Annotated in this window: 15 protein-coding genes; 7 read left to right on the forward strand and 8 right to left on the reverse strand. The window is 65.0% G+C overall.

Annotated features, from left to right (window positions below; translation table 11 throughout):
- Positions 1-65 precede the first annotated feature (65 nt).
- The 4 genes from repB to X566_RS00620 all read right to left on the reverse strand — a co-directional run bounded on the left by repB (position 66) and on the right by X566_RS00620 (position 5,019).
- The gene (repB, locus tag X566_RS00605; protein ID WP_034462744.1) at positions 66-1,052 is read right to left on the reverse strand and encodes a plasmid partitioning protein RepB; all 987 of its coding nucleotides are present in this window, start codon (positions 1,050-1,052) and stop codon (positions 66-68) included.
- Positions 1,049-2,272, reverse strand: coding sequence for a plasmid partitioning protein RepA (gene repA, locus X566_RS00610; protein WP_034462702.1), 1,224 nt, complete (start codon positions 2,270-2,272; stop codon positions 1,049-1,051). The genes repB and repA overlap by 4 nt, the downstream gene beginning before the upstream one ends.
- Before the next feature lie 474 nt (positions 2,273-2,746).
- Positions 2,747-3,916, reverse strand: a complete 1,170-nt coding sequence (locus tag X566_RS00615; RefSeq protein ID WP_034462703.1) for a tyrosine-type recombinase/integrase — start codon at positions 3,914-3,916, stop codon at positions 2,747-2,749.
- An 8-nt stretch (positions 3,917-3,924) separates the two neighbouring features.
- On the reverse strand, positions 3,925-5,019 hold the full coding sequence (locus X566_RS00620; RefSeq protein ID WP_034462704.1) for a hypothetical protein: 1,095 nt from the start codon (positions 5,017-5,019) through the stop codon (positions 3,925-3,927).
- Between the two features lie 62 nt (positions 5,020-5,081).
- Between X566_RS00620 and X566_RS00625 the strand changes: the two genes are divergently transcribed.
- From X566_RS00625 to X566_RS00645, 5 genes are all read left to right on the forward strand, one after another.
- Positions 5,082-5,351 (forward strand): type II toxin-antitoxin system Phd/YefM family antitoxin, encoded by a 270-nt coding sequence (locus X566_RS00625; RefSeq protein ID WP_034462705.1) that lies wholly within the window; start codon positions 5,082-5,084, stop codon positions 5,349-5,351.
- Between the two features lie 3 nt (positions 5,352-5,354).
- Positions 5,355-5,801 (forward strand): mRNA interferase PemK, encoded by a 447-nt coding sequence (locus X566_RS00630; protein ID WP_034462706.1) that lies wholly within the window; start codon positions 5,355-5,357, stop codon positions 5,799-5,801.
- Between the two features lie 263 nt (positions 5,802-6,064).
- Positions 6,065-7,219: an RHE_PE00001 family protein gene (locus X566_RS00635; RefSeq protein WP_173402556.1), complete on the forward strand. Its 1,155-nt coding sequence runs from the start codon at positions 6,065-6,067 to the stop codon at positions 7,217-7,219.
- A gap of 128 nt (positions 7,220-7,347) precedes the next feature.
- Positions 7,348-8,319 (forward strand): AAA family ATPase, encoded by a 972-nt coding sequence (locus tag X566_RS00640; RefSeq protein WP_244434626.1) that lies wholly within the window; start codon positions 7,348-7,350, stop codon positions 8,317-8,319.
- Between the two features lie 7 nt (positions 8,320-8,326).
- Complete coding sequence (locus X566_RS00645; RefSeq protein WP_034462708.1) at positions 8,327-10,666, forward strand: S8 family peptidase; 2,340 nt, start codon at positions 8,327-8,329, stop codon at positions 10,664-10,666.
- Between the two features lie 49 nt (positions 10,667-10,715).
- On the opposite strand, the gene X566_RS00650 is transcribed toward X566_RS00645, so the two are convergent.
- Positions 10,716-10,937, reverse strand: coding sequence for a hypothetical protein (locus X566_RS00650; RefSeq protein WP_034462709.1), 222 nt, complete (start codon positions 10,935-10,937; stop codon positions 10,716-10,718).
- 179 nt (positions 10,938-11,116) lie between these two features.
- On the opposite strand from X566_RS00650, the gene X566_RS00655 reads away from it, so the two are divergent.
- Together X566_RS00655 and X566_RS00660 are read left to right on the forward strand one after the other, a co-directional pair.
- A complete protein-coding gene (locus tag X566_RS00655) occupies positions 11,117-11,317 on the forward strand; it encodes a hypothetical protein (protein ID WP_034462710.1) in 201 nt (66 codons plus the stop codon).
- Between the two features lie 129 nt (positions 11,318-11,446).
- Complete coding sequence (locus tag X566_RS00660; protein WP_034462746.1) at positions 11,447-11,710, forward strand: WGR domain-containing protein; 264 nt, start codon at positions 11,447-11,449, stop codon at positions 11,708-11,710.
- Between the two features lie 68 nt (positions 11,711-11,778).
- Here X566_RS00660 and X566_RS00665 read toward each other — a convergent pair whose 3' ends face one another.
- From X566_RS00665 to X566_RS00670, 3 genes are all read right to left on the reverse strand, one after another.
- Positions 11,779-12,093, reverse strand: coding sequence for a DUF736 domain-containing protein (locus X566_RS00665; protein WP_034462711.1), 315 nt, complete (start codon positions 12,091-12,093; stop codon positions 11,779-11,781).
- Positions 12,094-12,770: 677 nt separating this feature from the next.
- A complete protein-coding gene (locus tag X566_RS24915; protein ID WP_160170419.1) occupies positions 12,771-12,929 on the reverse strand; it encodes a hypothetical protein in 159 nt (52 codons plus the stop codon).
- Between the two features lie 323 nt (positions 12,930-13,252).
- Positions 13,253-13,438: a hypothetical protein gene (locus X566_RS00670; protein ID WP_034462712.1), complete on the reverse strand. Its 186-nt coding sequence runs from the start codon at positions 13,436-13,438 to the stop codon at positions 13,253-13,255.
- Positions 13,439-13,768: the final 330 nt, after the last annotated feature.

Below are 13,768 nucleotides of genomic sequence, written 5' to 3' on the forward strand. Positions count from 1 at the left end.
ACGGTGACGTTTCGGGGGCCTTTTTCTTTGCCTACGGTTCCTCTCGTGTTGTCAGGGTACGCGGTTCACGCATCTGCGCGGCGCTTGAATGCCGCATAGATCTCGGGCAGCTGATCGACGAGATACGCTCCGAAGTCGGGTGCGTGACGATTGTCGATCGTGAGGCGGGTTTGATCCTTGGCGCGCTCGATGCGCGCAACCTGCTTTCCATCGTCAGATTTGACGATATACGTCGCTGGCTTCTTCGGACGGCGAACCAAGGCCTTCAACACTCGCTCGAAGCGGGCATCGCTCGGGCCAGCCTGAAAATTTGCATCGGAAACCACGTCACGCCATTTTGTATCGCCCTGCTTCACCAGCGTCGCCAACTGCTCCCAACGGGGGCGCCCGACCTTCGGGGCCGCGCCAATAGCGATGATGAGGTCTTCGGGAAGCTCTCTGACAAGAGAAATCATCGTCGACAGATTTCCCTTTGGCACCGAGAGCGCTGACATGATTGCCGCACGTGCAATGCCACGATCCTCAAGTCTGGCCGCGAACAGCGCGCGCTCGATGAACGAGAGATCCTTGCGATCTGTATTCTCTTTGCCTTGAGCGACGACCAACTCTTCGTCGCTAAGCTCGCGCACAATCGCCTTAACGGGCCGACCGAGGGCACGAAGGGCTGCGACCCGGCGATGTCCATATGCGGCCTGGTAGCGTCCGGGAGCATCGATTCGCGGACGCACGAGGATCGGAACTTGTTGCCCATCCTCCGACAGTCCAGCCTTGAACGCCTCGAACTCGTCTCCATCGCTGACATTAAGGCGATCGCGTATGAACGCGGGATCGACGAGATTCGGATCGATCTCGACAACTTGAGCGCCCGATGCGAGTTGCGCCCGTAGCGCCTGGGCCTCGTCCGCATCGTCGGACAGGCTCTTCAGCGAGAGACCCATCGCTTTAAGCGAACCGGATGACACCGGCGGGCGCGTCGGCCGATCTTCGCTCGGGGCGGTTGGCCCGGTGATCGGCGCCATCATGGCCTTCAGTTGGTCGCGGCGCTTGTTCACGTCGCCCTCCCCCAAGCCTCAAGGACAAGGCTCTCAATTTCGGCATGGACAGTATCGAGCGCCTCGATCGCCCGGTCGTAGGTGCTGCGGGTAAAATTCTCGCGGCCGATCTCGTAAAGGGTCTGCTTCGTCAGCCCGGCGTCTGCAATCGCAGTCGACTTAAGGATCGGGGTCGTAAGGACACGCTCGCCAAACAAGCTTCGCATCAGGCCGACGATTTGGCCCTGTGGCCCGTCGGAAGGCTCGTATCGCGTGATCGCGTACCGGAAGAAGTCGTAGTCAGCGTCCCCCCCGGCCTTCTCGACAACGTCAAGGAGGCTGGAGGTCATGTGCAAGAACTGGGACATCGACGCGACGTCTAGCATTTGCGGATGAATGGTGACGAGGACGCTCCTCGCGGCGCAGAGCGCCGAGAGCGTAAGAAAGCCGAGCGAGGGCGGGCAGTCGAGTATTACAACGTCATACCGATCTTCTACCGAAGCTAACGCCGTAGCGATGCGGGAGAAAAACATTCGGTCGGAGCTACGGCGGCCCTCGGCGAGTACACGTGGCGTGTCGTGCTCAAATTCCTGAAGCTCCAGATTGCCGGGAACGATATCGAGACCGGCGAAGTAGGTCGTCCGGATAACGTCGCTCATCGGGCGTTGCTGGTCGTCGTAGCGGATCGCGCCGTAAAGGGTGTCGTTCTCTTGTAGGTCGAATTCCGGCTGCAATCCGAAAAGCGCCGACAACGAAGCCTGGGGGTCTAGGTCGATGGCGAGAGTGCGGAACCCACGCATTGCGAAGTACTGCGCGACATGTGCGGCAGTGGTTGTTTTGCCTGACCCGCCCTTGAAGTTGGTGACAGCAATCACCTGGAGATGATCGCCCTTGCGACGTGTCGGCAGATATGTCGGCTTCGAGCGGGCGAGCGTTCGCCGGACCTCGTGAATCTGTTCGAGCGTAAACAAGCGGCGCCCGCGCGCATTCTTTTCAGTTTCCGGAACGTCACCGGAGATCGACAATTGACGAATGTATGCGTCGGTGACGCCAACCAGCTTGGCGGCTTCACCCGACGTGAATTTGCGCAGCTCCTTTTGAGCCGCGGGAGGGAAGGCGCGAGTTCGCAGCTCCTTCAGCTGCGCACTGAGCAAGTCGGCGTCCGACTCGATCAACCGAGTCAACGAGCGCACCTTTTTTCCGGTGCGATGACTTGGGTCAATTTGTGTTAGCTCTGTCATCTACGCTCGATGCCGCTATTTCTCGTGTCGAGCGTAAATTCTCTTGTTCGTCCGAGTCGGTCAAGCGATTTAGAGTTAACGCGCATTAACCATTGTGGCGGAATGGTCGGGCCGCCGCTAAAGCATACGCGAGTCGCATTGCATCGGTCTGGAGCCGCTGTGCGGTCGTGCGCTGCCACTCAATTTCGAGGACCGTCCTGAAGAGTTCTCAGCTGAGAACTTTCCCGCTAGACGCCCGATAGGCGGATTGCCGAAATCTGTTAGCGAGTTTCGGACTGCGCGGCGAAGGGTGACGCGCCCGAGGCGCGCCTTTGCAGCGACGTTGGGGAAAGACGGAACCGCGGTAGTTCTCAGCTGAGAACTTTCCCTTCGTAACCGCCGTCCATCGACTTCGGCACGAAGCGATCGACACAGGAAGAGGCGCCCCTTCACCGCAGGTTCGCGCGACATTTCGCGCTGTGAGCGGTCCTCACACTAGATCCCAAGGCGGGCCGCCCTGCCCTGCGCGCGCTCTGCCTCGTTGTAATAGCTCGCAGCCTGCTGCACAGACCGATGCTGCGACTGCTGCATTGCCTCGGGCAAGCCAATGCCCTGGCGCGCCGCTTCGGTGAGGTACCCTGCCCGCAATCCATGCGCAGCGAACTCTTTGGGGTCAAGCTCAGCCATCGTGCAGCGCCGCTTGACGATCAGATTGATCGATTGGGGGGTCAGCGCGCGCTCCTCGATCGCCTCCCAACGGTCGATCGCGCGGAAGATCGCGCCTTTCCGGATATCAGCTCGATCGAGCCACTCCCGCAACGCCTCGACCGGCGGGCCGACCAGGNACACCCTCCCCACGTCATCAGCGTCGCCGGTTTTCGTGCGACCGAGCTGGATCGAGATGCACGGCAGCGTCGCCGAATTCGGGTCGAGCGGATCAAGCGGCACCGCCGGCTCCTCGCTCAGCTGCTCGATCCGCAGCCGCGCCACCTCGCTGCGCCGCCGCCCGCCGGAGGCGAAGGCCAGCAGCAGAATCGCGAGGTCGCGCGTGTCGGCGAGTCGGTCCGTCGCGCAGGTCGCGGCCAGGCGGTCGAGGACGTCGCGCGTCACGGCCCGCTTGCTCTTGCGCCGGCGCGGCCGCGGCGAGGCCCTCACCGCCAGGCGCACGGCCGACCGCACGGCGGGAGAGCCAAAGGGCCCCTCGATCCCCTTCCACCGGTGCAGCGTGCCCCAGCTCGCCAGGCGCCGCTTCACGGTGCTCGGCGCATGCGGGCCGGCGCTGCGCAACAGCCCCTCCCCGCGCAGCGCCTCGGCGACCGCCGCCGGCATCCCGTGCCGGGGGTCGGTTTCGCGCTGCGCCAGATCCCACAAGTGATGCGCGACGAACTTCAGCGCCAACGCTTCCGTCGCCGGCCACGGCAGCGGCCCGCCGGTGGCGGCCGCCGCCCAGCCTTCGAGATAAGCCAGATCCGATGCCAAAGCCCGCAGGCTGTTTTCGCCCATGCCCTCGCGCGCGAGGTGCTTGAGCGTCGCGACGTCGTCGTCCGTGAGCAGTTGCGCGAGGCGATCGCGCCGGTCCATCGGCAGGATGGCCGAAAGCGTGTCGAGCTCCAGCGCGCGCCTGGATTCGGCGTTAAGCGATCGGCCTTTGACAATGTCGTCCATGGTACGCCTCAGAATCCGTAAGATCGCTCGGCCCAGCGCAGTAGCACCGCTGCATCCGCGTCCGGCAGGCGGACGCGCTGCGCCTTGAGGCCTTCCGCGATCGCGAGGCCGACATCGGGCTCGACCCAGTGGCCATGGGTCATCAGAAAGAACCAGCCGAAGGGCAGGCCGACCTCACCGTCAACCGCCTCGATCCGGTCCATCAACTGGTGAACCGACGTCTCTGGTGTCAGCAGGAGCCGCTCTCGTGGCATCTTCAGCGGCCGCGGGATGAAGCCCACTTCGCGCTCGCCTTTGTAGGTATAGTCGCGGGCGTCCAGCGCCCAGTGCGCGAAGACGCGCTGCGGCCGGGCGCTCGAGTCCTCCCAGTCTCGGAAGAAGCGCAGCTCGCGCGGCACGAACTCGAAGTAGTCCGGCACCAGGTTGAGGAAGGGGGTCTCGCGCGTCGCGCCGCCCGGTCCGGTCTCCCGGACGACGCGCCGCTCCATCTCGGGCCGCTTGGCCTCGCGCTTCTCGCGCTCGATGCGGCAGCAGCGGTCGAGGAAGCTGCGGACGTGGACGAAAGCGCTGCCGGCGCGGTCGAGGAGGCGGTAGACCGGACCGGCGAGGCGGTCCGTGTCGNGCAGGGGATCACGGCGCGGCCAGCTCGGGTCGAGCAGTTCCTGCTCACCCCACGGGCGGTAGTCCGGGTTAACGACCGGGCCGGCGCGCCACTCGACCTCGCGGCCGAGCGCGATCTGAATGTAGTCGGCCGGAGCGGGGCCGGTCGGCGCGAAGACGAAGGCGCTGGCGCCACGCCACTCGGTGATCTGCAGGCCGGTGTCCTTCAGGCGCTCCCAGGTCGCCTTGACGTCGCCGCCATCCTTGGCGAGCTCGCCCGTCATCCACGGCCCCAGCTCGCCGACGCGCGTGCCGTCCGGCTGGATGACCGACCGGGTGTCGCGCCAGTAGTCGTCGTCGAGCCGGGCGAGGCTGAAGTCGAAGCCAGGGAAGGCGGCGGCGAGGGCGGGGACGAGGTCGGCGTCGATCGAGGCCGGGTCGAGGCCGGCCAGTGCCGCTTGGATCGAGGCCGAGTCGGGCAGGCGGACGGGAGGAAGGGTCATGGCAGGACCTCTTGCGGGATTAGCGGGATTTCCGTATATTCCGGAACGAAGGAGAACCGACCATGGCTTCCACCGTGACCGCCGCCGAGGTCTCCAAGAACTTCGGCGCCTACCAGGACGCCGCCGTGCGCGAGCCGGTGGTGATCACCAAGAACGGCAGGCCGCGCACCGTGCTGATGGCCTACGAGGACTTCGTGCGGCTGTCGAAGCGCGACCGCCGCGTCCAGCGCACCATCGACCTCAGCGACGCCGAGATCGCCGCGGTCGAGGCCGCCGAGATGACGCCGGACCCCGACCAGGTCGGCGCCTCCGCCAAGCAGACCGCCGGCTGAGAGGTGCTGCCGACCGACATCAGGCTCGGCTGGGTCTTCCGCTATGCCTATCTTTGGGACTGGCAGCACCGCGAGGGCCGGGAGGAGGGCGACAAGGACCGCCCGTGCCTGGTGCTGGCGATCGTCATGACGACGGAGGCGGGCGATCCGGTCGTGCGCGTCCTGCCGATCACCCACACGCCGCCCACCAATGCGGCCGACGCGATCGAGATCCCGGCCGACGTCAAGGCGCGCCTGCGGCTCGACGCCGAGCGCTCGTGGATCGTGCTGACCGAGAGCAACCGCTTCACCTGGCCGGGGCCGGACCTGCGCAATATCGACACCGAAAGCGGCTATTATGGAGCCCTGACGCCGGGCCTGTTCGCCGAGGTGAAGCGCCGCTTCGTGGCGATCGCCCGCGGCGAGGTCGCGACCAGCGCGCCGCACCGGAGCGTGCCGCGCACCGAGTGACGGCCGCCGGCGGCGGCCGAAGGCGTCCGGAAGAGGGCAGGGGGCTGGCAGCGGCGGCGTCCTCGCGTCGATCGGAGGCCCGGCGGGCGTGATTCTCCAGGCTGAGGGCGGCCAGAATCGCCGATTTGCGATTCCGTGTCCAACACTATCGATAAGGGGTGGTTATCGATAGTCAAAAGGATGCGAAAGCGAATATCGCTATGACGGAAGCTATGCTCGTGATAGCTTCCTTTTGACCGATTCCGCTCAGAGTTATCAAGACGTTGCAGTCCGGCTACGAAATTCCTGATCCGCTGCCCTGGACCCATATCGCCGGACGGCTCGCGGCCGCCGAGGATGCGCTGGCCCGGCTCGACGAGCGCCTGGCCAAAAGCCCGATCCGCGACGGGTGGATCGCCCGCACCCACTTCACTGACGCCTGCGCCAGTCTTTGGCTGGAAGGCGAGCTGGTCCACCTCGACGATCTCGTCCTCCACGATGCCGGCATGGACATCCGCGCCCCGACCCATGAACTGACCCGCGCCCACGCCGTGCTGCGCACGCGCCGGCGCATCGCCGCGGCCAACCCCGACTGGGCGCTGTCGGCGGCCGGCCTCGCCGGGCTGCGGGGCAGGGGAGGGCAGGGCGACCGGGAAGCGGAACGGCTCAACCGGAGTGAGGAAGAGGATGAGGCGCGCGGTCCGGAGGACGAAGACAGCGACGCTGATACCGGCGAGGCGTTTCGCGCGGCCCTGACCGACGACCGGCTGGCCGACGTCTTCGCAGCCGTGGACGCCGCGATCGCCCAGGCCGATCGCACGCTGGCGGGCGAAAGCAATGGGCGGCGCCAGCCCCAGCCCGAGCGGGACCCGCTGGTCTACGATCTCGACTGGGACGAGGACGAACGTCTCGACGCCTGGCGTACGGTCGTCGACCAAACACGCAACCTGCCGCCGACGCTGGCGTCGGCAATCGCGGCAGACGCCTGGGCCGCGATCGAGCCGCTGCAGCATACTCCCTGGCTCGCACGCCTGCTCGGCGCCAGCCTGCTACGGGAACGCGGCAAGGCGAGGATGCACCTGCCGTGCCTGCACGAGGGACTTAAGGCGATCCCGCGCGAGCGACGGAGGCCGGCCGACAGGGCAGGGCGTCTCGCAGTCCAGCTCGAGGCGATCGCCGCCGCGGCCGCGGCCGGGCTGAAGGACCACGACCGCTGGCTGACCGCCCGCACCCTGCTGGCCCGCAAGCTCGACGGCCGCCGCTCGACCTCCTCCCTGCCGGCACTGCTCGACTATGTGCTGACCCGCCCGATCGTCTCAGCCGGCATGATCGCGGAAGAGCTGGAGATCACGCCGCGCGCCGCGCAGGACCTGGTCGGAAAGCTCGGGTTGCGGGAGGCGACCGGGAGGGGACGTTATCGAGCGTGGGGCGTTGTTTAGATGTCGCCCGACGCCGGCGATCTGCGTTGTTTAAATCAGGCAGTAACCCCATCGTGAAACGCTGCATTTGCGGTTATGATTCGTCGAGCAGGAGAAAGTAAAGTACAGCCATGGCCCGCGGGGAGTTGATGAAAAAATTGCTGGCCAGCTACGGTCGGGACGATGAGTTCCGTGCCGTGGCGGAGCAAATCATCGGCGAAGAGGAAAAGAAGAACAACCGCGTGCTGGCGCGCAGCCTGCGCAAAACACTCGAGGCTGGCCCAAGCCGCCCGAGCGGTCCGAAGGCGCTTGCGCCCCTGCTTCCGTTCCCCGAAGCGGCCGCCGACTTCATCGAGCGGATTGAGCCGCGGCACACGCGCAATGATATCGTGCTCGGGGCGACGAACGTGCNGGTGCTGCTCGGCCTGGTCAAAGAGTTTCGCCGCGCCGACGACATCCGGCGTCATGGCCTCAAGGTCCGATCCAAGCTCCTGTTCTGCGGCCCGCCGGGATGCGGCAAGACCCTGTGCGCGGAGATTTTTGCAGCCGAACTCGGTCTGCCGCTGTTCCTCGTCAAGCTCGATCGGCTGATCTCGTCCTACCTGGGGGAGACGGCCGGCAACGTCCGCAAGATTTTCGAGTTCGCGCGCAAACAGCCCTGCGTCCTGTTCTTTGACGAGTTCGACGCCCTGGCGCGCTCGCGCGACGACTCGAGCGAGCACAACGAGCTGCGCCGGGTCGTCAACAGCCTGCTGCTGTTCATCGACCATATCCAGCCGAAGGGCTTTCTGATCGCCGCGACCAACCTCGATCAATCGCTCGATCCGGCGGTGTGGCGGCGCTTCGACGAGGTCGTCTGGTTCGACAAGCCGGATCGGGCGATGATCGCCCGGTTCCTACGGCTCAAATTCAAGAACATCGCCACCGCGTTCGATCCGCTGCAGCATGCGGCGGCGCTGCAAGGCTACTCCTATGCCGAAATCGAGCGCGTCTGCACGCAGGCGGTCAAGACGATGATCATCGAGCGCCGCAAGCAGGTGCAGGCCCGCGACTTCAATCGCGCCTTGGAAGACGAGGCGCGCCGCCGGGCAGGACAGTCTCGCCTCGCGCCGCCGAGCTAGGCGCGCCGTGGCCCGATACGATCATCTCGAACTCGTCCGGCTTCCCGAGCAATTCGAGCGCCGCAAGCACGGCGGCGGCGGTCCGCCGCCTGTGCGCGATCGCGACCAGCACACCACGAAGCTGCGCGACGAACTCGAGGCTGCGACGCAGGAGCAACGACGTCGGCGCAAGCCCGAATTCGTCGATCCTTCTTTGATTTTGCGCGTGCAGATGACGGGTCCGCTTCTCGAGGAGGACTGGGAACGCCTGGGGCTCACGGTATTGTCCAGCGACGCAGATCGCACCCTCGTGCTGTTCGCGTCGAACGAAGATATGGTGGATTTCCGCGCGCGGCTTGATGCCTATCAGGGTGGCCCACCCCCCGGCCAGAAACACGCCCCCTACGTCAATTTCGTCTCCGGAATCGAAAGCATTGGATCGGTCGAGCCGCGCGATCGGATCGGTCCACGCTTGCGTGAAGAAGGATTCGCTGATGTCGCGGATTTCGTCGCACGGACATCCTATCTGGTGGACATCGAGCTTTGGGATCTGGGCGAGCGTCGCCTGCGCGAACGCAAGATCGAGGATGTCATTCGCTACGTCGAAGCACGGGCTGGCGATGTCTTCGATCGCTATGTCGGCCCATCGATCAGCATGTTTCGCGCGCAGCTGACGGGGGAGCTGTTGCGAACTCTCCTGACGGTTGAGGAGATCGCGGCGATCGATCTGCCGCCGGCGCCGGATGTGACGACGGCAGAGGCGCTCGACATGGTGCTGGCGGATGCGCCGCCGCTGAACGCCGTCGCTGATGACGCCCCGTTGATCGGCATCATCGACAGCGGCGTCAACGATCACCCATTTTTGGCGGACATCCTTGTCGGTTCGATCGGCGTTCCCGCCGAGCTCGGCACCGCCGACGTCTGGGGTCATGGCACCCGCGTGGCCGGTGTCGCCGTGTTCGGCGATCTTCGTGCGCAGCTCGACGCAGGCGGGTTACAGCGCGGCGCGCGGCTTTGTGCGGCAAAGGTGGTGAACGACCAAGGAGGCTTTGACGATCGGCGGCTCGTACCCTCGCAGATGCGCGAGGCGATCACGACCCTGAACCAGCGCTTTGGCTGTCGGGTCTTCGTGATCGCGCTGGCCGACCGCCGGCGCGTCTTCGACGGCGGCAAGGTCGGAACATGGGCCGCCACGCTCGACGGACTGGCGCGCGAGCTCGACGTCGTCATCATCGTCTCGTCCGGCAATCGAAGCCCGCGCGGCGGAAATCGCCTCGAACAGGCAGTGACGGAATATCCGCACTACCTTCTCGAGGATGCCAACCGGTTGTTCGAGCCGGCCGGCGCCTTGAACGTCATCACCGTCGGCGCGCTCGCGCATGGCGAAGGTCTCGATCCCGATCGTGCCGACGACGTCCGCGTCCGCGCCATCACACGCCTGCATGAGCCGGCGCCATTCTCGCGGATCGGGCCGGGACCGGGCGGCGCAACCAAACCCGACGTGGTCGAGATTGGCGGCACGCTGATTTTCGATGCCGTCGTCGCGAGGCTGCGGGGAGGGGAGGACGTCGGCAGCGCCGGTGTTCTGACCCTGCATCACAGCTATCTTGATCGGCTCTTCACGGCAGGGTCGGGCACGTCCTATGCCGCGCCGCGCGTCGCCTTCACCGCCGCTCAGATCCTGACGCGCTTCCCGCAAGCCTCCGCCAATCTCGTCCGCGCGCTCATTGTAGGGTCTGCGGAAATCCCGCCGCCCGCCGGCGAGCGGCTTCAGCTGCTTGGTGGGGATGCAACGCGGGCGATTGTCGGTCACGGTCTGGTGGATCTCGAGCGCGCCGCATTCTCGGACGACGCGCGCGTGACCCTCTATGCTGAGGATGAGCTCGCGCTCGATCATTTTGCGGTCTATCGGATTCCGATCCCAGAAGCGTTCCAGGCGGGCAATGGCGAGCGCTGCATTCGTGTAACGCTGGCATTCGATCCANCGGTGCGGCACACGCGGAACGACTATGCCGGCGTCGGCATGTCGTTCCGCTTGGTCCGTGGGTGCCAGCCCGACTTGATCTTCGATCATTATCGCAAGCGTGAACAGGACGACGGTCCGTTCCCCGAACTTGCAGCGCGATATAATTGCGCTCTCGTACCCGGTCCCCAGGCACGCGAGAAGGGAACGGTTCAGTGCGCGACCGTGACGTTCAAACGTGGTGTGGAAGATTACGGAGACTATTACTATCTCGTCGTGCGCTGCGAAGGCGGCTGGGCGACCCATGTCGATCGGCAGCAATTCGCGGTCGTCGTCGAACTGCTCCACAAGGCCGAGGTCCAGCTCTACGAACGCGTACGGCAGCGGATCAGGGTCCAAGCATAGTCTAAGCTATCCGAGCAAGCGTGCCGCTCCGCGGCCAACGCCTTGCCCTTCAGATCGATCCGCTGGCAAAGCTTCGCGACGAGCCGATCGTGGGCGCGGTGTGCGAGGGCGTTCTCGCATCCAAGCCGATTTGCGCCTCGTGCATGAAGAATAGATTACTCGCCGCCTTTCCTTCGATCAGGAAAGGAGCCGCAAACTGCCGATACGACCTTTCATATTCGACTTCTTGAAACCCGAACTCATTAAAGGGCATCGTCGTTTCGCGCGTCATTGTAATAGCCTCGACGATTGTTCATCCAGGCCGAGTTTGAAAGTCTGTCTGACGGATTTTTCCCGGCTCCCGACAATGGGCGGGCGAGCTTGCGATTTCGCGGCGCTTCAAGGCGCGGATAGCAAGAACACTAACGCCTGCAATTCCATTGCGGCTCAAACGTCGGGAGGGGAATTGAGATGACGGAAATTACGCACTCCGCGACGCCGAAGGGCAACGGCTATCAGGCGACGGTGACGCTTCCGGGGGGCGTTTCGGTGAGCTCGGCGGAAACCTATCCAACGATCGCAGAGGCAATCACCGCCGCCGCGCAGAAGTTGCTCGCGATGCCAGAGCGCCTCGCGGCTTTGGATCGATCACATCCCCAGTGCGACGCATAGCTGGCTCGACCAAGAGGCGGATCGCGCCGAAGCTGGTGCGACGGATTGATCACTCCGATGAATCGATCAGACCAGATTGATTCATAGATGGCGTTGGACGCCGCTTCCGAAGGAAGCGACACTCACGACATGGCCAGCGAGGATCCCGAACAGCTCCACCTGCATCGCATTGAGCCGGACCTGAACATGCGGCGCTTCTACGCGCTTGCACTTCAGCCGACGCTGTTCGGCGGCGCGTCGCTCATTCGGAATTGGGGCCGCATCGGAACGAATGGCCAGTCGATGATGGAGACCTTCGACGAGCCGGAAGAGGCGACGGCCGCGCTCGGCCGGCTCGAGCGTACAAAAAGGCGCCGCGGTTATCGCGATGCCGACGTTCAAGCTCGCAGTTAGGGCCTTCGCGGCGCGTCACGAACGTGGCGAGGGCCCCGCCTCGCGGCGGGGCCCTCTTGTCGCCCGGATCAGTCCCGGTTCGGCCGGGACCAGATCAGCTGCAGGCCTTCCTCGCCTTCGACTTCGACCAGGGTCGCGTAGATCGGGGCCGGGAAGCTCGGATCGTCGAGCTTGACCGAGAGGTAGTCGCGATCCGTCTGTTCCGAGTGCTTCTGCCAAGCGGCGCCGAGCTCGACATTCGCCGCTGCGAAGATGCGGAAGTGCGGACCCTTGTCGGAGGGGTTCTCGATGCGGACCAGCCGAGCTTTGACGTTCAGGGTCAGGGTGCGGATGGTGCCCGTGAAGCCGTTGCCGTTGGAGGTGAAGGTGCCGATGTTAGCCATTGTCTCATTTCCTTGTTATCAGGGCCGCGCCCATCGCGACCCGATGGCGGTCGTGAGACCGGGGGCGATCGACCCGCACCCGAAGGGCTGAAACGAAGTGGAAGGCGGCCGGAGGCGGCTTTTTTGCCTCGCGATGCAAAGCCGAAGGCGGCGGAAAAAAGTCGTCGCCGGACGTTGCGGGGACAAGATCGAGAGAACGCGCAGCGTACTCGTCCTTCGGTCAGACCAGGCCAATCGGGTTCGTATTGGGAGTGGCTGTCGTAAACGCCTTGGGAATGAGGACATGCGCGTCACTATCGCTGCCGCAATCACGCCCGACGGCACCATCACGGTGCACTCGCTCTCCCGCAGGCCGGCGTCCAGCTCGCCGACCGCAGCCGCATCCCGTAAGGGACCCACGATCCCCAGCCTTCGCTCGAATGTCATGCACCTGCCCTTGCCAGGAACCCGATCGGCAGGTCGCCGCCCCTCATGTCCAACCGAGCTGATGCGTCGTACTCGCGGTCTCGCCAACGCCAGTCATAGTCAAAGGCTGGCCCTATAGATGCCTCTGCGCCGGCGGCGGGGCCACCCGCCCGACAAAGTCCACGTCGCAAGGCGTGGCCTTGGCCCGAGGGACGCAAGCGCTTCGGTCCCGATGCAGCATCATCGCCGGCCATCGCCGACAAAAAAGGGGGCTAAGCCCCCGCCGCCTCGCGCTGCCGGCGTTCCGCTTCCGCGAGCGCCTGATCGAGGCGTTGCTGCGTTTCGCGGCGCTCCTTACGCGTCAGGATGCAATGCGCAAGCTCGGCGCGGAGTTCGGCAATTTCGGCGTAGATGTCGTGAACGTTCTCCATTTGAACCTCCTTCGTCTCGATGACGGAGGAAGGGCCACCAGGCGCTGGAGGGCCGGGTCAGGGATCGCGCAGCGACCGGCAGAGCCGGCGTGCGGGGGTGCCGATTTTCTGTCGCCGCCCTGCGGGTGGCGGCGGGAAATTGGGGGATGACCGCGCGTCCTTGACGCGGTCCGACTGCCGGTATCATCGGCCGACTCTGAGAGAGAGATGGCCCTGGCACAACGGAGCGGCTGGGTTCTTCTTCCTTCCCCGGCCACGCAAAGCCGCGGTCGTCGTGAAGAATCAGTCGAGGCGCCGCGTCGCGCGGCGCCATCGGAACCGGCTCAATGAGCCGGACCACGCTCGTAAGGATCGAATTCGTGAATCAGCTCCAGGTCGTCGCTGTCGTCGAGCTCGTTCGAGGGCAGTGCGCCGTAGGCATCGCCGGATTTGAAGAGCGTCACCGGGACCATCAGGGTGCGAGCGAGCTGGAAGGCGTGGTTCTGGGCAAGGGAAAGATCGTGCGACATTTCGAAGGCTCCATCCGGAGCGGGCCAATTCCCGCTCGATGGCTCCTCGAAGGACCGCCTTCGGTCGCGATCACCGCGAAGGCGAAGCTGGAGCGGCGGCAGCTCGCTAGCCGACCCCTTGTGGGTTGATCGTGGAAGATCCGGAGGAGGGCCAGGACGCCATCGCTGCAGAGCGGGGTTGGTCCGCGGCGGTCGAGACCGACCGCATGCCGCATTCTCTTTTCGCCGGAACCTGCCGGCGATCGCCTCCAAGCCCGGGCATCACTGGCCAATCCAGATCGGGGTTGCAGCGCCACGACTACTCTTCGGTCAAGAGCAGAACACGGCCCC

It is taken from the genome of Afipia sp. P52-10, assembly GCF_000516555.1.
GTDB lineage: Bacteria > Pseudomonadota > Alphaproteobacteria > Rhizobiales > Xanthobacteraceae > P52-10.

Bases quoted from the DNA above. Each gene is read 5' to 3' on its own strand.
- repA (WP_034462702.1), bottom strand. From the start codon at position 2,272: ATGACAGAGCTAACACAAATTGACCCAAGTCATCGCACCGGAAAAAAG.
- X566_RS00625 (WP_034462705.1), top strand. From the start codon at position 5,082: ATGGCTTCCACCGTGACCGCCGCCGAGGTCTCCAAGAACTTCGGCGCC.
- X566_RS00650 (WP_034462709.1), bottom strand. From the start codon at position 10,937: ATGACGCGCGAAACGACGATGCCCTTTAATGAGTTCGGGTTTCAAGAA.
- X566_RS00655 (WP_034462710.1), top strand. From the start codon at position 11,117: ATGACGGAAATTACGCACTCCGCGACGCCGAAGGGCAACGGCTATCAG.
- X566_RS00660 (WP_034462746.1), top strand. From the start codon at position 11,447: ATGGCCAGCGAGGATCCCGAACAGCTCCACCTGCATCGCATTGAGCCG.
- X566_RS00665 (WP_034462711.1), bottom strand. From the start codon at position 12,093: ATGGCTAACATCGGCACCTTCACCTCCAACGGCAACGGCTTCACGGGC.
- X566_RS24915 (WP_160170419.1), bottom strand. From the start codon at position 12,929: ATGGAGAACGTTCACGACATCTACGCCGAAATTGCCGAACTCCGCGCC.
- X566_RS00670 (WP_034462712.1), bottom strand. From the start codon at position 13,438: ATGTCGCACGATCTTTCCCTTGCCCAGAACCACGCCTTCCAGCTCGCT.